Here is a 19189-nt window from a genome sequence, read left to right on the forward strand (position 1 = left end):
TCAAGGGTGGGGTCATGAACGCTTCGCAACGAGAAGAACGGTCGCGCGACCTCGGTTTACTGTTCCTGCGGGTCAGCGGTGGGTTGTTTCTGCTGTGGGTCCACGGCTTGCCCAAGCTGCTCGACTTCACCGCGCAACTGCAGCTGATCGAAGACCCGTTCCACCTCGGTGCCCACCTCACTTTGATCCTGGCGATCTTCGCCGAAGTCCTCTGCCCACTACTGATCGTCGCCGGGTTACTGGCGCGATTGGCCTGCGTGCCTATTCTCTTTGTGCTGCTGGTGGCGCTGTTGGTCGTGCATCCGCAATGGAGTGTGGCTGAGGGGCAGTTCGGCTGGTTGCTGCTGATCCTGTTTACCACTGTGTTGATCGCCGGGCCGGGACGGCTGGTGATTCCTGTTCGTTTGCCCGGAGTGTTGCGTTATGCCTGAAGTCCTCAATCCACAAGCACCGGGGGCCGATGAGACGGTCACGCTGATCATCAAGCACCGGGTCAAGGCCGGTTTCGAGGCGGCGTATGAAGCCTGGCTGCGCAATATCGTCCGCGTGGCGGGGCAGCGCGAAGGCCATTTGGGCGTGGACGTGGTGCGCGGCAAGCGCGGCCGTCTCGATTTCTATACCTGCGTGCTGCGTTTCAGCAGCACCGAAGCGATGCAAGGCTGGCTGGAATCGCCGCAGCGTCAGGCACTGGTCGCCGAAGCGGCGCCGATGCTGGCTGACGGCGATCAGACTGAAGTCGCGCCGATCAAGGAATTCTGGTTTACACCACTGGCCGATGCCGCTTCGCCGCCGCCGCGCTGGAAGCAAGCAGTGGTCACGCTGCTGGTGATTCTGCCGCACACCTTGCTCGTGCCGTTGATCTGGGGGCCGCTGCTGGCGCTGCATCCGATTCTTTCCAACTACGTGGTCGCCACGTTCCTGATCACCCTGACCATCGTCCTGTCGGTGGTGTACGTGGTGATGCCGCCGGTCACCCGTTTGTTTACGCCGTGGCTCGAAGCCAGCCAGGCCCATGAACACCTCGATTCCCAAGAAACCTCGCCACGCTGAGCGCGCGGGGTTCGCTCCTTTTCACTTTGCTTGAGGAACTGCGATGAGCGCCGATCTGATTCTGTTCAATGGTCAATTTCACACCGTTGACCGCACCAAACCGCTGGCCAGTGCCGTGGCAATCACCGATGGCCGCTTCGTGGTTGTCGGCAACGACAATCAGGCTATGGCTCTGCGCGGGCCCAACACGCAAGTGGTCGATATGCATGGCCGCTGCGTCATTCCGGGTCTCAACGACTCGCACTTGCACCTGATCCGTGGCGGTTTGAACTACAACCTCGAACTGCGCTGGGAAGGTGTGCCGTCGCTGGCCGATGCGCTGCGCATGCTCAAGGATCAGGCCGACCGCACACCGACGCCGCAATGGGTGCGCGTGGTCGGTGGCTGGAACGAATTCCAGTTCGCCGAAAAACGCATGCCGACCCTCGAAGAAATCAATCAGGCTGCGCCGGACACCCCGGTGTTCATCCTGCACCTGTATGACCGCGCCTTGCTCAACCGCGCTGCGCTGCGCGTGGCCGGTTACACCCGCGACACGCCAAACCCGCCGGGTGGCGAGATCGTTCGCGACAGCAATGGCAACCCGACCGGCATGCTGGTCGCGCGACCGAACGCGATGATTCTCTACTCGACGCTGGCCAAGGGACCGAAGCTGCCGCTGGAATATCAGGTCAACTCGACCCGCCAGTTCATGCGCGAACTCAATCGCCTCGGCCTGACCAGTGCGATCGATGCCGGCGGTGGTTTCCAGAACTACCCGGACGATTATCAGGTGATCGAACAACTGGCCAAAGACGACCAGTTGACCGTGCGTATCGCCTACAACCTGTTCACCCAGAAGCCGAAAGAAGAGCTGAGCGATTTCCAGAACTGGACCGGCAGCGTCAAGTTGCATCAGGGCGATGACTTCCTGCGCCACAACGGCGCCGGCGAGATGCTGGTGTTCTCGGCAGCGGACTTCGAAGACTTCCTCGAACCGCGCCCGGACCTGCCGCAAACCATGGAAGCAGAGCTGGAGCCAGTGGTGCGCCACTTGGTCGAGCAGCGCTGGCCGTTCCGCTTGCACGCCACTTACAACGAATCGATCAGCCGCATGCTCGACGTGTTCGAGAAGGTCAACCGTGACATTCCGTTCAACGGTCTGCCGTGGTTCTTCGACCACGCTGAAACCATTACCCCGCAGAACATCGAGCGGGTGAAAGCGCTGGGAGGTGGCATCGCGATTCAGGATCGCATGGCGTTCCAGGGTGAGTACTTTGTCGACCGCTACGGCAAGCAAGCCGCCGAGGCCACACCGCCAATCAAGCGCATGCTCGCCGAAGGCGTACCGGTCGGCGCCGGCACCGATGCGACACGGGTGTCCAGCTACAACCCGTGGACCTCGCTGTACTGGATGGTCAGTGGCCGCACCGTCGGCGGTCTGGCGCTGTACGAAGAAGGCTTGCCGCGCACCACCGCGCTGGAACTGTTCACCCACGGCAGTGCCTGGTTTTCCTCGGAGCAGGGCAAGAAGGGCCAGATCAAGGTCGGGCAACTGGCGGATCTGGCGGCGCTGAGTGCGGACTTCTTCCATGTCGAGGAAGAAGCGATCAAGTGGATCGAATCGGTCATGACCGTGGTCGGCGGCAAAATTGTATACGCCGCTGGCGACTTCGAAGACCTCGGCCCGCGCTCGATTCCAGTACTGCCGGACTGGTCGCCAGTGGTCAAAGTCCCGGGCCACTGGCGGCCAAATTCGCCATTGCAGGCGCAGGTTCACCAGTGCAGCGGCCCGTGCGCGGTGCACACCCACAGCCATGAAAAGGCGCGGATGTCGAATGCGCCGGTCAGCGACTTCGCCGGTTTCTGGGGCGCGTTCGGCTGTTCCTGCTTCGCTTTCTGATTTCCCCTGAAGCGTCGGCAATCCGGTCGGCGCTTAACGCTTCATCCATCCGTCCATCAGGAGTTTTCCCATGAGCGTTCCTTACACACGTCTGAACAAAGATGACGCAGTTGTGCTGCTGGTCGATCACCAGACCGGTCTGATCTCGCTGGTCCAGGATTTCACTCCGAACGAATTCAAGAACAACGTGCTGGCGCTGGGCGACATCGCCAAGTTCTTCAAGCTGCCGACCATTCTGACCACCAGTTTCGATGCTGGCCCCAACGGCCCGATCGTGCCTGAATTGCGTGAGCAGTTCCCGGATGCGCCGTTCATTCAGCGTCCAGGCCAGATCAATGCCTGGGACAACGAAGACTTCGTCAAAGCGATCAAGGCGACCGGTCGCAAGCAACTGATCATCGCTGGCGTGGTGACGGACGTTTGCGTGGCGTTCCCGACCTTGTCGGCCATTGCTGAAGGCTACGAAGTGTTTGTGGTGACGGATTCGTCGGGCACCTTCAACACCACCGTGCAACAAGCGGCGTGGGCGCGGATGTCGGCGGCGGGTGCCCACCTGCTGAACTGGTTCTCGGTGGCGTGCGAGCTGCAGGGCGACTGGCGCAACGATATGGAAGGTCTGGCGCATCTGCTGTCGGAGCGTCTGCCTAACTATCGCAATTTGATCAATAGCTATACCAAGTTCACTGCCAAGTAATTCGGTGTGAGTTTGAAAAGCCCCTCACCCTAGCCCTCTCCCAGAGGGAGAGGGGACTGACCGAGGGGCTCTTTCGAGGTACGCCGACGTGCAATACCGAGCCGAACTTCAGTTTTGAACAGCTTGAAGATCGGCTCCCTTTCCTTTCGCGGTCTTGGGGAGAGGGGACTGACCGAGGGGTCCTCTCGAGGTACGCCGATGTGCAATATCGAGTCGAACTCAGGTTCTGAATTGCATGCGGTCTGCTCCCTTTCCCCCTCGCCCCCTTGGGGGCGGTCCGACGTTTCGGGAGGGCTGGGGTGAGGGGGAGGCTTTTGATCTTGATCTTGCCGCTTCAACGCTTCTGCAACCAACCCAGAAACCCACCTTTCCTCACCGCCACCGGTTTGGCCATCAACGCGAGGCGACTGTTCTGCTGCCGCACCGCCTGCAACTTGTTCAACGCCCGACCCACCTCCGTGCGCTGCTCCATGCACTCACGAGTCAGGCTCTTGTCGAGACGATAAATAATGCTCGACGTCAACGCCGTGAACGTCGCCTGGGACGGCGTATCTGCCAGAATGCTCTGTTCACCCATGACCTCACTCGGCCCCATCCGCCCGGCCTCGACCTTGCTGTCGCCGTCCGGCACCGTTGCGCTGACCACCCCGGTGGCAATCACAAACAGACTGTCCGGCACTTCATCCAGATCCAGCACCACTTGGCCTGCCGCGTACTGTTGCGCAACCATCGATTCGGCCAGGCGATCGCGCTCATCACTGCTCAGCGAGCGGAAGATTTTCACTTCATCGAGCAACGCGCGGGCGCGGCTCGACGGCTCGATCACGCCGTCCGGATGCCGCGAAATGCCCGCCGCTTCAAGATGCCGGTGGGCGAGGTCGAACAGTTGATTGCGCACTTCGCTTTTCTTGCCGAGCTCGGCGATGAAGCCGCTGGCGACGTACTCCGACATGGTTTCGCCGGCCTCTTTCAGCACGGCTTTCGGCGCTGGCGTCAGCAACAGAGAGCTGCTGCCCTGCAAGGTGCGATCAAGCGCATCGAGTACCCGGCGCGGGCGGATGTGATTCGGCACCTGAATGCTGATCGACACGCCATGCATATTGTTCGGACGGCTGAGGTTGACGATCTTCGCCTTGGCCGCCACCGAGTTCGGTACCACCGCCATGGTCCCGGCGCTGGTCAGCAAGTGCGTAGCGCGCCAGTCGATGTCGAAGACCTTGCCTTCGACGCCGTCGATCACCACGAAATCATCCACCTGATACGGCTTGGTGGTGTTGAGCACGATCCCGGAAAACACATCGGCCAGAGTGCTTTGCAGCGCCAGACCGACAACGATGGCCACCACGCCCGAAGTCGCCAGCAAGCCTTTTACCGGCAGTTCCAGCACGTAACCGGCCGCGGCAACGGTGGCGACCAGAAACACCAATGCACCGATCACGTCCTGCAGCAAGCGACCGCTGTGGCCGATGCGACGCATCAGCGCCAGGCCGATAACTTCGGTCAGCACCCGCGCGGCGTACAGCCACCAGAGAATCCCCAACGCCGTTGCACCCAGTTGCGCCACGCGGTCATCGGCGAACAACGGAGCCTGCAACGGACTGACGCCGGCGTTGATCACCAGCGCCGTGAACGCGAGAAACAGCACCAGCCGCACAGCGACTCTCGGGGCGCGATGGGTGAAGGGCGAGAAGTGCCAGAGCACAGCGTCGAGCAGCAGCAGGGCAGCGCTCCAGGACAGCAGGTGAGTGTAGAAAAAGGTCATGGCCGGTGCTCCGAAGTGTCTGCCAATAAAAAGATCGCAGCCTGCGGCAGCGCCTACAGAAGAACGTATTCCAATGTAGGAGCTGCCGCAGGCTGCGATCTTTTGCTGTTAAGGATTCAGATGAGTTTTCAGTTCAGCCGCCGCCTGACGCACCGCCGCTTTCACCTCAGGAATCTGGCTCAACGGATTGAGCAGGCCAAAGTCATGAATCATCCCGTTGTAACGCACCGAGGTCACCGCCACACCGGCCGCGTCGAGGTGCCGTGCATAGCCTTCGCCTTCATCCCGCAGCACGTCGAATTCGGCGGTCTGCACCAATGCGGCAGGCAAGCCCTTGAGCTGTTCGGCGCTGGCGTTGAGCGGCGAGGCGTGAATCTGCGCACGCTCGACGGGGTTGGTGGTGTAGTTGTCCCAGAACCACTGCATCATGCCTTTGGTGAGGAAATGGCCCTCGGCGAATTGCTGGTACGAACCGTCATCGAACTGTGCGTTGGTCACCGGCCACATCAGCAGCTGGAAGCGCAGCGCCGGGGCTTTCTGTTCCTTGGCCATCAACGCCACGACCGCCGCCATGTTGCCGCCGACGCTGTTGCCGGCCACGGCCAGACGTTTGCCGTCGACACCGATGTCCTTGCCGTGCTCGGCCACCCATTTGGTGGCGGCGTAAGCCTGATTGATCGCGGTCGGGTACTGCGCTTCCGGCGACGGCGTGTAATCGACATACACCGCGACGGCGCCAGAGCCCACCACCAGATCACGAATCAGGCGTTGGTGCGTTGGGTAATCACCGAGCACCCAGCCGCCACCGTGGAAGAACATGAACACCGGCAACTCGCCTTTGACCTTGGCCGGACGCACGACTTTCAGGTTGATCGTCTGGCCGTCGACCTTGATCGCTTTGTCGCTGACTTCAATTCCGGACAAGTCCACTTTCACCGAAGCCTGCGCACCGGTCAGCACCGCACGGGCGTCTTTCGGGCTCAGTTGCTCCAGCGGTTTGCCACCGCCGGCGGCGAGGGCGTTGAGGAAGGCTTGGGTGTTGTGTTCGACACCGGAGGTCTCGGCGGCGAAAGCATTGCCGATGGACAGGGCGAGGAGGGAAGCGGCGAGGGATTTCGTGATGTTCATGTTCAATTCCATTTTTGAGTTTGTTGAGTTTGTGGGGGGTTGGTTTCAACACCGTGGACACAGATTAATAGAGTGCCGAGAAGTGAAAAAGCGGCTATAAAGCGTTTAACTGTCTACCAGAGAGTGACAATGAACCCGTTCGAAGACATGCGTATTTTTTGCCAGGTCATGGACTCCGGCAGCTTTACCTCCGCGGCCGATCAACTGGGCCTGTCCAAGCAGTTCGTCAGCCGTCGGTTGATGCAGTTGGAGGAGCGTCTCGGCGTGCGGTTGTTGAACCGCTCGACGCGGCGCCTGGACGTCACGCCGCTGGGGCAGAGTTATTACGAATCGGCGTTGCGCCTGTTGGGTGAAGTCGAACAAGTGGAGCAGGGCATCGCCGGACAAACCGCCGAACCACGCGGGACGATTCGCTTGAGCGCGCCGCTGTCGTTTGCGGTGGCGCATCTGGGCTGTCTGTTGCCGCTGTTCTTGCAGCGCTATCGAGAAGTCACGGTTGAGGTTGATCTGAGTGATCGGCCGGTGGATTTGCTCGGTGAGGGCTACGATCTGGCACTGCGCATTGGCGTGCTGGAAGACTCGACGCTGATTGCCCGGCGTATTGCATCCATCGAACGGGTGTACTGCGCCAGCCCGGCGTATCTGGCCGAGCGCGGCACGCCGCTCAAGCCTGAAGATCTGCATAGCCATGATTGCTTGCCGTATGGGCACGGTCGCTCGGTGCAATGGCGTTTCAATGCGGGGCAGGGCAAGCCGCTGCTGGTGAACGTCACCGGACGCATGCGCGTGAACAACGGCGAGTTGCTCAGGGATGCGGCGGTGCAGGGGATGGGCATTACTTATCTGCCGACGTTCATCGTTGGCGCGGCGTTAAAGGATGGCCGGTTGGTGCCGGTGCTGGATGATCTGCGCCCGGAGCCGCTGACGTTGTCGGCGGTGTATCCGCAGCATCGTCAGGCTTCAAGGCCGGTGCAGGCGTTGGTCGATTTTTTGCGCGAGCGCCTGAACCAGAACAACGTCGCCCTCTGAGCCTTACGCGGATCAAAACTGCAGGAGATCGTAGGCGACTGCGGAATTTGTGCGCACTGCAGAACATTGTGGGAGCTGGCTTGCCAGCGATGGCGATGTGGCAGGCAATACAATTTTGTCTGACCCGGCCTCATCGCTGGCAAGCCAGCTCCCACAAGGGTTGCGGTGTTTTCAGGATTGATCAGTTGGCGCGCTTGTCATCGCCCGGCTCACCGCCGACATGCACACCCCGATCATCGCCGGCTTCAGCCGCAGCATGGACGCCACGATCATCACCGACTTCGCCCGCAGCATGGACGCCACGATCATCACCGACTTCACCAGCACGGTGGACCCCGTGGTCATCGCCGACTTCTCCAGCGCGGTGGACGCCATGGTCATCTCCCGCTTCAGCATGGGCGCCGTTGCGGCCGGATGAGGCGCTGTCGCCCGAGTGCCCCGAGCCGTGGTCGCTGCCGCTGTGGCCACTGTTGCCACCACTACCACTGTTGCCGCCACCGCCGTGACTGCCTCCGCCGCCACTTCCGCCGCCACCATTTCCACCGCTGCCACCGCCACTTCCTCCACCTCCGCCTCCACTTCCGCCGCCCCCACCGCCGCCTCCGCTACCACCGCCTCCACCACCACTCCCACCATCCTTGGCATAAGCACTGGACACCTCGGACAAACTGTCCGGAATGAGGACCGTAGACGCCGACAGAACTGCGCCGATGGCCATTGCGAGCACGAGCTTTTTAATGTGCATATCGTTCTCCGTCTTTGTGGTTTTGTTGGGAACGTAAAAGTGTGTTGTTGCAGGGACCGGACCCGTTCCCGGAGTCAGTGAATACTCGAAGCCAGTTCGAAAATCGGGATGTACATCAGGATCACGATGACCCCGATGAGCAGGCCGATGAAGGTCATCAGCAGCGGTTCGAACAACTTCACGAACCACTCCAGCCAGCGGCTGATTTCCTCGTCGTAGAAGTCGGCGCTGCGTTCCATCATCTGTCCGAGGTTGCCGGACTGTTCACCGGCGCGCAGCAGGCGCAGGGATACCGGTGTCACCAAGTGATTGAGCTCCAGCGCGGTGGACAACGATTGCCCCTCGCGCACCCGCTCGCAAGCCTGATCCAGCCGCGTCCGCGAAGCGACGGTGAGCAAGCCACGTACCATGCTCATGGCGGTCACCAGCGGAATTCCGCCTTGCAGCAGAATCCCCAGCGAGCGATAAAACCGCGCCAGTTCATACATGAAAATCCGTTGATGCACGGCCGGCAACTTCTCCACCAGCCGATCCAGCCCACGGCGAAACGCCGGTTGCTTTTGCAGCACGGCGAGGGCGATGACAAACGCCGCCAGCGCACCGAAGAATTCCGCCTGATGCGCATGCAAAAACATGCCACTGCTCATCAATACCTGCGACAGCCACGGCAGGTTATTGCCCAGTCCTTCAAACACCAGGCTGAAGCGCGGCACCACGTAACCCATCAAAAACAACACCACGCCACCGCCGACCACCAACAACAGCATCGGGTAGATCGAGGCGCTGATGATCTTCTGGCGCACCTCGTCCATGCGCTGGCGATAACTGACATAGCGGCCCAGCGCATCGCCGACCGCACCGGTCTTCTCGCTGGACTGTACCAGCGCCACGTACAGCGGCGGGAACACCGCCGACAACTGGCCCAACGCCTGCGAGAAGGATTTGCCCTCATAAAGCAGGCGCACCAGCTCACTCAAGGTTTTCCGGGCAGCGGGCGCGGATTCTTTTTCGGCGAGGCTTTCCAGCGCATCGATCAACGGTAGGCCGGCATTGAGCAGCGTGGTCAGCTCCTGGCTGAACAACACCAGATTGAAGGTCTCGCGCTGGCGCAGTTTCAGCGAACGCCAATGCTTGTCGGCGTGCGAGCTGAGCACGCGCAAACCCTGGTCCTCGGCGATCCGCCGTGCCTCGCTGTCGCCCGCCGCTTCGACGCTCAAGGACACCACGCCAGCCTTGCCGACCGCTTTCAAATGAAATCGCATGGGCCGCGCTCCGTTTACTGCCAGTTGGTCACTTCAGCGTTTTCACCTTCACCGCCGGGCTGGCCGTCCTTGCCCATCGACAGCAAGTCGTACTCGCTGTTTTCGCCGGGATAGCGGTAGGTGTAGTTACGCCCCCACGGATCCTGCGGCAGCTTTTTCTGCAGGTACGGGCCGGTCCATTTCGCCTCGTCACTCGGTGCGGTGACCAAGGCTTGCAAGCCCTGTTCGGTGGACGGGTAATGGCCGACCTCCAGTCGATAGATGTCCAGTGCCTTGCTCAGTCCTTCGATCTGCGCCTTGGCCACTTTCACTTCCGAGCGGCCGAGTTGGGCGAAGTATTTCGGCGCGACGATCCCGGCCAACAGGCCGAGCACCACCAGCACCACGAGCAATTCGAGCAGGGTAAAACCGCGTTGGTCACGCGGACGAAATTGCAGCTTCATGATGACCTCCCGTGAGTGGCAGCCTTGTCGCGTAAAGGGCTTATGCAATTGCCATGCTCAGCCCCCACTCAAGAACGTCAACTTGGCTGAAGCCCTTGTAGTACGGGCTTCTCAAGAGTCGGCACAGTGCTTGCGTATGGCTCAAACGTGATCGGCCATTGGGGCATTTCCCCCAATTTATCGGGGTCGATCCGGGGAGGCCCGACATGAAATTTCTCGCCAGCGGATTGCTCGGATGTGTGCTGCTCAGCGGCGCCGCGCAAGCCGATGTATTCATCTCCGTGGACGCCAAGGGCAGCTATGTCCTGTCCAACGTTCACCGGCCTGGACGCCTTTACGAACGGGTGATCCACGAGGCTGACGCCGCAGTCGCCAGCCTCGACCAGCAGCCGCAATTGATCGCCAATCAGCCCTACGCGGAGCTGGTCTCAGCGGCAGCCAAAGTCAATCAATTGCCCGAAGCGCTGCTGCACGCGGTGATCAACGCGGAATCCCACTACAACCCCGGCGCCACCTCAGCCAAAGGCGCGGGCGGGCTCATGCAGTTGATGCCCGAGACGGCGCGAGAGCTGGGCGTGACCGACGTCTACGACCCCAAGGCCAACATCCAGGGCGGGGCCAAATACCTCAAGCGCCTGATGACCCTGTTCGACAACGACATCGCCCTTGCCGTGGCGGCCTACAACGCCGGGCCCGACGCGGTGCTCAGCCGTGGCCGGGTGATTCCGCCGTTTGCCGAAACCCAGCGTTACGTGCCGAACGTGTTGCGTCAGTACCGGCGTCTGCAAGGCCTGGCCATGGATGCGCCGTTGTGACCCCAACCCGGTTTCCCCACTTTCGGGGCAAACCGGATACACCCGAAAAGTGGGGAAAAGGGGTGGGGAATATTCCCCGGATTCTCAAGTGGTCGCGGTAACTGATTGAACGGACATGCAATTTTTTGTGGCACGCGGATTGCTCCGAGGCATTTGTCGAGAAGTGTTCCCAAGAGCACCCACTACGAGGTTACTGATCATGGTTGGCATTCATCACGCTCCGTCTCTGTTGAACTGGCTAGTGATTCTGGCCTCGATGCTCAGCGTCGAGCTGGCCAGCGCGGCCGTGCGTTGCGAGCGCAACCTGGTGGCCAACGTCGTCGCCTTCGATCAGCCACTGATGTTCAACCGCCTCGGTGCGCAGAACATCAACGGCATGATGTTCGCCCTGCGCCGCGATGTGGTCGATGAACATGAGCAGTCACTGGCTTACGGAGGCGCCGCAGTGCCAGGCAAAGTCTCGCTGCGCCCGGACAAGCGTCCACGGCCATTGGTGTTGCGTGTGGCGGCTGGTGATTGCCTGACGATTAACCTGCAGAACCTGCTCGACTATCAGGCCAACCCGAACAAGCACTTTGAAAACGAGGGCGAAGAAGGGGTCGAAAACGCCAACGGCGCCGAAGCCTTCAAAGTCGATGAGCAGGTGGCGGATCGTCACGTCGGTTTCCAGGTCAACGGCCTGCAAGCGGTGAACAGCATCGATGACATTTCCTCGTTCACCGGGCGTAACGCCAACAGTCTGGTGCCACCGGGTGCCAGCCGTTCCTACACCCTGTACGCCGAGCGCGAGGGCGCGTTTGCCGTCAGCAGCCGTGGCGCGACGTTTGGCGGCGAGGGCGCGGCCGGCAACGTTGCCAACGGACTGTTCGGCCAGGTCGTCGTGCTGCCCAAGGGCGGTCGCACTTATCGCAATACCCTCACCGAAGAAGAAATGCGCCTGGCCACGACTGGCCGCGCACCCACCGGCCAACCGATCGTTGATTACCAGGCGCGCTACCCACAGCGCGAACCGTGGCTGCGTGAAGGCAAGGCCGGCACGCCGATCATCGGCATGGTCGATGGCAATGAAATCATTTCCAGCGAAAGCGATGCGATTGTCATGGGCAGCAACGCCGACGGCAGCTTCCCGCCCAACACCTATCCGCTGGAGTCGATGGGCAAACGCAACCCGGCGATTCCCAACCGCCTCGAAGCGTTCCGCGATTTCGCCTCGCAATTCCAGGACGAAACTGCCGCCACCCAAGCGTTCCCCGCGTACTGGGCCGATCCGGTGATGGCTCACGTGCTGGAGCCGACCCGCGACTCGTTCATGATCAACTACGGCTCCGGCGGTATGGGCGCCGAAGTGGTCGCCAACCGCTTGGGCGTGGGGCCGATGCACGACTGCCTGTCGTGCGCCTACGAAGAATTCTTCCTCAGCTCGCACACCGTCGGCGATGTCGCGATGCTGGTGGATGTGCCGGCCAACACCGGGCTTGAGAACATCGCCCCGGGCCAGACACCGCGCGCCGATCAGATCGGCGTGAAAGCCACCATGGCGCTGTATCCGTCGGAGCCGTCGAACGTCAACCACAGCTACATCGGTGACTTCGTCAAATTCCGCAATACCCACAATGGCCACGAGCAACACATCTTCCACCTGCACGGCCATCAGTGGCTGTTCAACCCCAACGACGACAACTCCGATTACGTCGACGCCCAGGGTATCGGTCCGGGCGCCGGTTATACCTATGAAATCGCCAATGGCGGTTCGGGCAATCGCAACCGCGTGGCCGGTGATGCGATCTATCACTGCCATTTCTATCCGCACTTTGCCCAAGGCATGTGGGCCATGTGGCGGGTCCACGATGTCTTCGAGGAAGGGACTCGACTCGATGTTTCGCAGCAGGGCGCCGACGGTTATCACAGCGAACCGTTCGCCTTGCGCAGCGGTAAACCGGCGGTCGGCGCACGGGCCTTGCCCGATGGTGAAATCGTCGCCGGTACGCCGATTCCCGCGATTGTTCCGCTGCCGGGGAAAGCCATGGCACCGATGCCGGGCAAAGTCGTGGTCGTGCCGAAAATCGGTGAAACCCTGATCGCCGGCAATGATGAAGACGGGGATGAAGAAGAGGGCGATGACGATGGCGAGCACCACGGCGGCAACGCCGGCGGTCAAGCCATCGGCTCACTGGCGCTGGTCGATCGCAGCGAAGCCAATCGCAATGCCGACGGCAGCCTGAAAAATCCTGGCTATCCGTTCTGGATCGGTGGCATGGAAAGTTCGGTCGGCCAACGTCCACCAACGCCGCCGCTGGACATGCTCGACGCGGCCACCGCGCAGTCTTTGAAGGCCAGCGGCAAAGCGCTGTGGGCCAACCTTGATCCGGCGCAATCCGGTGGCTGGAATGGCGGCTTGCAGCGGCACGCACTGGATGGCGTCGCGGCCGGTGGCGAGGCGCACACCGTGACCACTTCGCTGGACTTCTCCAAGGAAGTCACCCGCGCCAAACCGATTTACCTGCCGGAAGAAGGCACCGAAGTCGAACAGGCGGCGATGGCTTTCCACGCGAAAAAAGATCACCCAAGTTATGCCTTGCTGCCCGGCAATCAAGTGGTGGCCAAGGCCTTTCGCACCAACGGCGCCTTGCCAATGGCCGGCGCGCCGTACTACGAACCGTGCATGGACGATCGGCAAAAACGCCTGACCAGCAGCGCTGGCAGCGGTGAGTTCGCCAGCGGTGAACGCATCGACGGCATGTCCTTTGTCGGCGCCTCGAGCTTCACCGCCGACCGCCCACGCATTTACAAAGCCGCGAACATCCAGTTCGACGCGGTGTACAACAAGGTCGGCTATCACTTCCCGCAAGCGCGCATCCTGGCGCTGTGGGAAGACGCCTGGCCGGTGATCACCAAGCAGCGTCCGCCAGAGCCGCTGGTGATGCGCATGAACACTTTCGATTGCGTGCAATACCAGCAAACCAACCTGGTGCCGGCCACCTACGAGATGGACGACTATCAGGTGCGCACGCCGACCGACGTGATCGGGCAGCACATCCACTTGCCGAAATGGGATCTGACCTCGGCGGACGGCTCGTCCAACGGCTGGAACTACGAGGATGGCGTGCTCTCGCCCGGCGCCGTGCAGGAACGTATTCACGCGATCCGCGAGTTCAATCAGTGCGCCAGTACTGACTCGCGCGACGGCACCCAGGCCTGCCCGAAAGCCAAGAACCATCCGTTCTTCGGCCAGTACGGCCGCGCCGACTGGCTCGGTGCGCGCACGGCGATGCAGCGCTGGTTCGTCGATCCGGTGGTCAACGCCAAGGGCGTCGATCGCGGCCTCGGCACGATTTTCACCCACGACCACCTCGGCCCATCGACGCACCAGCAGATTGGTCTGTACGCGACGGTGCTGGCCGAGCCGGCCGGTTCCACCTGGTTCCACGCCGAAACCGGCGAGCCTCTTTATAGCGGCGCGCGTCAGGACGGTGGGCCGACGTCGTGGCAAGCGGTGATCAACACCGGTGACCTCGATGGCGATGGCAAGAACGACAGCTTCCGCGAGTTCTTCCTCGAGTACAGCGACTTCCAGCACGCCTATGAAGCCGGCGTCTATGTGGGGGCCGGTCCTAACGGCGTACCGAATGCGCAGGCGTTCCCGGCGACGGCCGACAGCTTCCGCTACGCGATCAATCCGCCAGTGCGCAACAACGCCAGCAACTTGCTTGAAGGTGTACTGGAAGTGCAGGGCGGTCAGGTCCCGGGCTGCCCGAGCCGGCCATGTCCGCAGGCGATCTCGGTGGATGATCCGGGCATGTTCGTCGTCAACTATCGCAACGAGCCACTGGCCCTGCGCGTGTACGACCCGAACAAGGTCGGCCCGGACGGCAAGCGCGGCATGCAGGCCGACGGCCTCGGTGGCGATCTGTCGTTCGCCATGCAAAGCCGTACCGACCGCGCAATCCCGGCGATGAACCTGGCGCCGAATCTGCTCACCTCGGCGACCGGACCCACCGGCGGCACCACGCTGTTTCCACCGCACATCAACAAGGGCGGCGCCGAACCGGGTGACCCGTTCACGCCGATGCTGCGCACCTATACCGGCGACAACGTGCGACTGCGTGTGCATGCCGGTGGCCATGAAGAAGAGCACAACGTCACCCTGCACGGCGTGAAATGGCTGCAGAGCGGTTCCGGTTTCGGCAACAGCTCCAACTCCGGCTGGCGTGCGTCGCAAATGATCGGCATCTCCGAGCAGATGGGCTTCATTGCGCCGGTGTCGATGCTCTCCAGTTCGGCGGCGACCACGGGTGATTATCTGTACTCGATGGACGCTTCGATCGAAGGCTATTGGAGCGGTATCTGGGGCGTGATGCGCAACTACACCGCTAAACGCAGCGACTTGTTCGCCATCCCCAACAACCCGAATCCGGCGGGCATGCGCAACACCGTGGCGTTCGAGGGCAGTTGCCCACGGATCAGCGCCAACCCCAACGGCATCGGCACGCGGCCGACGGTACAGCGCAACTACGAGGTGGTCGCGGCGCTGGCCAACGACATTCTCGCCAATACGCTGGGCCTGACCATCGGCGATCCCGAAGGGCTTGGCCAGCATGTCGGCGGGCCGCTGAATCCGGCGGGCGGCACCCTGGTGCTGAACTCGCGTACGGTGAGCATTCCCCAAGTCACCGTGACCGATCCGGAGGATGGCGAAACCATCACCATCGGCGGGCAGAGCGGGCCGCTGCATGACCCGACCGCGATCCTGTACGTGCGCAAGTCCGATCTGGATCCGCTCAGCGGCAAGCTCAAACCCGGCATTCCGGTCGAACCGCTGGTGTTGCGTGCGGCGGCAGGGGACTGCATCAACATCACTCTGGAAAACCGTCTGCCGAGCGTGATGCCTGACCTGACCCAGACCGCGGTGATGCAAGGCATGGTCAAGCGTGATCGCAACAGCGGTCTGGGTTCGACCACGTTCAGCAACAACCTGATGCGGCCGTCCAGCCACGTCGGCCTGCATGCGCAATTACTGGCGTACGACATCACCAAATCCGACGGGGCCAATGTCGGCGCCAACCCGATCCAGACCGTGCCACCGCGCGTCGGCAACAGCGGCGCGTACCCGACCCGTACCTATCAGTACTACGCCGGGCACCTGGAGCGTGAAGGCAAACCGGTGACGCAACTGGGCCGCAGCGTAGACAACATCAACGCCACGGCGGTGGAGTTCGGTGGTTTGAACATCACCCCGGCGGACGTGATCAAGCAACCGCAAAAAGGCCTCGGTGGTGCGATGAGCATTCTGCCGATCGGCGCGACCTGGGTTGACGATGCACGCAAGGTCAACGCCACGGTCACCGCGCCTGGGCAAACCAGCTACCGCGATTTTGCGATGGTCTGGCACAAGGCGTTGAACACCCGTTGGGCCAATGGCCGGCCGGTGGAAGGGATTGCCGCTGAGGGCTTCGGCGTGCCGACCGATCCGCAGGACAACTCGAGCATGGCGATCAACTACAAGACCGAGCCGCTGTGGTATCGCTTCGGCCTCGCCCCGGATGCACCGTTCGGCCATGCGGATGGCGCGGGTTACGGCGACATGACCAATGCGCACATGGCTTACAGCAATGCGCTGGTCGGTGGAGATCCGCAGACGCCGGTGTTGTATGCCAAACCCGGGCAGCCATTCCGTACGCACATTCTGATGCCAAGCGGTGGCAGTCGCGGCACCACGTTCCAGCTCGACGGGCATGTCTGGTCGGTCAATCCGTTCCAGGCCGAGAAGAGCGACACCGGTGGTTATCCGATGGGTTCGCCGGGCGTCGGCTCAGTGCGCTTCGGCTACAACCCGATGTCGATGTACATCGGCGCCCACGAAAGCGTCCTGCCGGCCGCGCACTTCAGCTTCATGATCCCGAGCGCCGGCGGCAGCAATGCGATCCCGGGGGACTACCTGTTCCGCGATTACGCCGCCTACGGCAACACCTCCGGGTTATGGGGGCTGCTGCGCGTGACCAACGAACCGGAACCGGCGCCGCAGGGGCAGTAGGCACATACGCAAGGCCTGTAAATGCAAAACCCTGTGGGAGCTGGCTTGCCAGCGATGACGGCGGCACAGGCGCCATTGATGTGACGGAAAGGACGCCATCGCTGGCAAGCCAGCTCCCACAGGGTCTGCGGTTGGCAGTGAGGTTGGCGGGATGAATGCAAATCCCATGTGGGAGCGAGCCTGCTCGCGAATGGGGGCAACTCGGTTTCGAGGGTGAGGCGCAAGACGCCTTCGCGAGCAGGCTCGCTCCCACAGTGGGCAGTGGTCGCAGTGAGGGAGTGGGATGTATGCAAATCCCTTGTGGGAGCGAGCTTGCTCGCGAATGGGGGCAACTCGGTTTGTGAGGGTGAGGTTGAAGACGCCTTCGCGAGCAGGCTCGCTCCCACATGGGGAGCGGTGTTTTGCCAGGTGAAGAGGTAGGGGAGAGTTAGATGAACAGGATTATCAACATCATCGGTATTTGCACGCTGGCCCTGGCCGGGGCGTTGCTGACGCTGAGTGAGATTGCGCTGGCCGGGGGCGGGCAAACTTTGGCGCGTGACGGTGTGGCGGTGGACTTCAACCTCAAACCACTGGCCGCCGACGGCAAACTGCGCGAAGGCGAGTTCGCCGATGTGCAATTCCGCATCAGCGACAGCGCTTCCGGCCAGCCATTGTCCGGCGTGGCACCGGGCGCCTGGGTCGATCCGCAAACCCTCGCCGCCGATCAGGCTCAGGGCCGCGATCAGAGTTGCAAAGCCCGGGTCGGCGTGTTCCTCAAATCCAACATCGGCGCGCGGCCGTTGCTCGATCTGAACAGCTATTTCCTGCTGGTGATGAACCGCGACGCGAGCATCGCCGTGGTCGATCCGTCGGTCTCAGTGGGCGGCATCACCAGCACCCTGGCGCGGATCGAACTCAAACAACCACCGATGGATTGGGTCACGCCCAAAGACAACAAACGCGTGTTCGTCTCGATGCCGACAGCGGGTGAAGTGGCCGTCATCGACAGCGAACAATTCAAGGTTCTCGATTCGATCAAGGCCGGCAGCCAACCGGTGCGCGTTGCGCTGCAACCGGACGAACGTCTGCTTTGGGTCGGCAACAACGCCAGCAAAGGCGAAGACTCCGGCGTGACGGTGATCGACACGCAAAGCCTAAAAGCCCTCAAACATCTGCAGACCGGGCGCGGCCACCACGAAATCAGCTTCAGCAAGGACAGCCGTTTTGCCTTCGTCAGCAACCGCGACGACGGCACCGTCAGTGTGGTCGACATCGCGAGCCTCACTATCGTCGAGCAAATCAAAACCGGCTCGCATCCGCTGTCAGTCGCCTATTCAGCGCTGTCGGGCGCGGTGTATGTGGCCGATGGTAAGGACGGCACGGTGACCGTGGTCGACGCCAGCACCCACGCCATCCGCCGGGTGATCAAGTTGCAACAAGGCCTGGGCCCGATGGGCTTCAGCGCCGACGGCCGCTTCGGCGTGGTGCTCAACACCGTGGAAAACCGCGCCACCGTCATCGACGCCGCCACCAACACCGCCATCCATGATCTGGACGTCAGCGCCGAACCCTACCAAGTGGTATTGACCCAGGCCTACGCCTACATACGCGGACTGGCTTCGCCGAAAGTCACCATGATCAACTTGTCCTCCCTCGGCGAGGGGCGTCAACCGATCAGCCAGGGCTTCGAAGCCGGCCCGCAAGCGCCGCGTATGGCCGGGGATTTACCGCTGGCCTCAAGCCTGGCGGTCTCGCGCGACGACAACGCAGTGTTCGTGGTCAACCCGGTCGACAACACCACTTACTTCTACGCCGAAGGCATGAACGCGCCGATGTCCGGTTACCCCAATCGTGGCCAGATCGCCCGCGCCGCGATGGTCATCGACCGCAGCCTGCGCGAAGTCTCGCCGGGCCTCTACAGCGCCAGAGTAAAACTGCCGGCAGCGGGGCGTTTCGACGTTGCGTTCCTGCTCAATCAGCCGAACATCATTCACTGCTTTACCGCGCAGATCGAAACCAATGGCGCCCTGGTAAAACACTTCGGCGCACCGAAAGTCGAGTTCCTCCTCGACAAGACTGCCGTGGCGCTCAACGACCCCTACGTCGTGCGTTTCCGCATCGTTCAAGGCAAAGACAAAACCCAGCGCAGCGGCGTCAAAGACGTGCAACTGCGTTACTACCTCGCGCCCACCTCACACCCGCGCGAAGTGGCGGCGCTGGAAGTCGCCGACGGCGTGTACGAAGCGCCGATCACCCTCGACCGCAGCGGCGCCTGGTACCTGCATGTGCGCGCAGCCTCGCTGGGCGCCGGTTTCGATGACAAGACCTTTGCCAGTGTTCGGGTAGCCCCCGGCCAGGCCCGTTGA

General features: G+C 61.9%; 13 protein-coding genes. 8 read left to right on the forward strand and 5 right to left on the reverse strand.

What is annotated here, in order from left to right:
- Positions 1 to 14: 14 nt before the first annotated feature.
- From RMV17_RS10440 to ycaC, 4 genes are all read left to right on the forward strand, one after another.
- Positions 15 to 431 carry a DoxX family protein gene (locus tag RMV17_RS10440; protein ID WP_034152621.1) on the forward strand — a complete coding sequence of 139 codons (417 nt, stop codon included), beginning with the start codon at positions 15 to 17 and terminating at the stop codon, positions 429 to 431.
- Positions 424 to 1050: an antibiotic biosynthesis monooxygenase gene (locus tag RMV17_RS10445; RefSeq protein ID WP_034152620.1), complete on the forward strand. Its 627-nt coding sequence runs from the start codon at positions 424 to 426 to the stop codon at positions 1048 to 1050. Before RMV17_RS10440 ends, RMV17_RS10445 begins: the two co-directional genes overlap by 8 nt.
- Before the next feature lie 43 nt (positions 1051 to 1093).
- Positions 1094 to 2932, forward strand: a complete 1839-nt coding sequence (locus RMV17_RS10450) for an amidohydrolase (protein ID WP_311886445.1) — start codon at positions 1094 to 1096, stop codon at positions 2930 to 2932.
- Between the two features lie 70 nt (positions 2933 to 3002).
- The gene (gene ycaC / locus RMV17_RS10455) at positions 3003 to 3626 is read left to right on the forward strand and encodes an isochorismate family cysteine hydrolase YcaC (protein WP_007913541.1); all 624 of its coding nucleotides are present in this window, start codon (positions 3003 to 3005) and stop codon (positions 3624 to 3626) included.
- Positions 3627 to 3960: 334 nt separating this feature from the next.
- On the opposite strand, the gene RMV17_RS10460 is transcribed toward ycaC, so the two are convergent.
- A complete protein-coding gene (locus RMV17_RS10460) occupies positions 3961 to 5388 on the reverse strand; it encodes a mechanosensitive ion channel family protein (protein ID WP_311886446.1) in 1428 nt (475 codons plus the stop codon).
- A 108-nt stretch (positions 5389 to 5496) separates the two neighbouring features.
- On the reverse strand, positions 5497 to 6516 hold the full coding sequence (locus tag RMV17_RS10465; protein WP_311886447.1) for an alpha/beta hydrolase: 1020 nt from the start codon (positions 6514 to 6516) through the stop codon (positions 5497 to 5499).
- Positions 6517 to 6645: 129 nt separating this feature from the next.
- Here RMV17_RS10465 and RMV17_RS10470 point away from each other — a divergent pair, with 129 nt between their 5' ends.
- The gene (locus tag RMV17_RS10470; protein WP_311886448.1) at positions 6646 to 7545 is read left to right on the forward strand and encodes a LysR family transcriptional regulator; all 900 of its coding nucleotides are present in this window, start codon (positions 6646 to 6648) and stop codon (positions 7543 to 7545) included.
- A gap of 181 nt (positions 7546 to 7726) precedes the next feature.
- Here RMV17_RS10470 and RMV17_RS10475 read toward each other — a convergent pair whose 3' ends face one another.
- The 3 genes from RMV17_RS10475 to gspG form a co-directional block, all read right to left on the reverse strand.
- Entirely contained in the window at positions 7727 to 8290 is a 564-nt protein-coding gene (locus tag RMV17_RS10475) for a hypothetical protein (protein ID WP_311886449.1), read from the reverse strand.
- 74 nt (positions 8291 to 8364) lie between these two features.
- Positions 8365 to 9552 carry a type II secretion system F family protein gene (locus RMV17_RS10480; protein ID WP_311886450.1) on the reverse strand — a complete coding sequence of 396 codons (1188 nt, stop codon included), beginning with the start codon at positions 9550 to 9552 and terminating at the stop codon, positions 8365 to 8367.
- A 14-nt stretch (positions 9553 to 9566) separates the two neighbouring features.
- Positions 9567 to 9995 carry a type II secretion system major pseudopilin GspG gene (gene gspG / locus RMV17_RS10485; RefSeq protein WP_034152611.1) on the reverse strand — a complete coding sequence of 143 codons (429 nt, stop codon included), beginning with the start codon at positions 9993 to 9995 and terminating at the stop codon, positions 9567 to 9569.
- A 206-nt stretch (positions 9996 to 10201) separates the two neighbouring features.
- Here gspG and RMV17_RS10490 point away from each other — a divergent pair, with 206 nt between their 5' ends.
- The 3 genes from RMV17_RS10490 to RMV17_RS10500 all read left to right on the forward strand — a co-directional run bounded on the left by RMV17_RS10490 (position 10202) and on the right by RMV17_RS10500 (position 19189).
- The gene (locus RMV17_RS10490; protein WP_311886451.1) at positions 10202 to 10810 is read left to right on the forward strand and encodes a lytic transglycosylase domain-containing protein; all 609 of its coding nucleotides are present in this window, start codon (positions 10202 to 10204) and stop codon (positions 10808 to 10810) included.
- Between the two features lie 199 nt (positions 10811 to 11009).
- A complete protein-coding gene (gene mnxG / locus RMV17_RS10495) occupies positions 11010 to 16841 on the forward strand; it encodes a manganese-oxidizing multicopper oxidase MnxG (protein ID WP_311886452.1) in 5832 nt (1943 codons plus the stop codon).
- A 431-nt stretch (positions 16842 to 17272) separates the two neighbouring features.
- Entirely contained in the window at positions 17273 to 19189 is a 1917-nt protein-coding gene (locus RMV17_RS10500; protein ID WP_311886453.1) for a cytochrome D1 domain-containing protein, read from the forward strand.

Source organism: Pseudomonas sp. VD-NE ins, assembly GCF_031882575.1.
Classification (GTDB): domain Bacteria; phylum Pseudomonadota; class Gammaproteobacteria; order Pseudomonadales; family Pseudomonadaceae; genus Aquipseudomonas; species Aquipseudomonas fluorescens_BZ.

What these genes read in the sequence shown, in the direction of transcription:
- RMV17_RS10440 (WP_034152621.1), top strand. Translation starts at nt 15, where the DNA reads ATGAACGCTTCGCAACGAGAAGAACGGTCGCGCGACCTCGGTTTACTG.
- RMV17_RS10445 (WP_034152620.1), top strand. Translation starts at nt 424, where the DNA reads ATGCCTGAAGTCCTCAATCCACAAGCACCGGGGGCCGATGAGACGGTC.
- RMV17_RS10450 (WP_311886445.1), top strand. Translation starts at nt 1,094, where the DNA reads ATGAGCGCCGATCTGATTCTGTTCAATGGTCAATTTCACACCGTTGAC.
- ycaC (WP_007913541.1), top strand. Translation starts at nt 3,003, where the DNA reads ATGAGCGTTCCTTACACACGTCTGAACAAAGATGACGCAGTTGTGCTG.
- RMV17_RS10460 (WP_311886446.1), bottom strand. Translation starts at nt 5,388, where the DNA reads ATGACCTTTTTCTACACTCACCTGCTGTCCTGGAGCGCTGCCCTGCTG.
- RMV17_RS10465 (WP_311886447.1), bottom strand. Translation starts at nt 6,516, where the DNA reads ATGAACATCACGAAATCCCTCGCCGCTTCCCTCCTCGCCCTGTCCATC.
- RMV17_RS10470 (WP_311886448.1), top strand. Translation starts at nt 6,646, where the DNA reads ATGAACCCGTTCGAAGACATGCGTATTTTTTGCCAGGTCATGGACTCC.
- RMV17_RS10475 (WP_311886449.1), bottom strand. Translation starts at nt 8,290, where the DNA reads ATGCACATTAAAAAGCTCGTGCTCGCAATGGCCATCGGCGCAGTTCTG.
- RMV17_RS10480 (WP_311886450.1), bottom strand. Translation starts at nt 9,552, where the DNA reads ATGCGATTTCATTTGAAAGCGGTCGGCAAGGCTGGCGTGGTGTCCTTG.
- gspG (WP_034152611.1), bottom strand. Translation starts at nt 9,995, where the DNA reads ATGAAGCTGCAATTTCGTCCGCGTGACCAACGCGGTTTTACCCTGCTC.
- RMV17_RS10490 (WP_311886451.1), top strand. Translation starts at nt 10,202, where the DNA reads ATGAAATTTCTCGCCAGCGGATTGCTCGGATGTGTGCTGCTCAGCGGC.
- mnxG (WP_311886452.1), top strand. Translation starts at nt 11,010, where the DNA reads ATGGTTGGCATTCATCACGCTCCGTCTCTGTTGAACTGGCTAGTGATT.
- RMV17_RS10500 (WP_311886453.1), top strand. Translation starts at nt 17,273, where the DNA reads ATGAACAGGATTATCAACATCATCGGTATTTGCACGCTGGCCCTGGCC.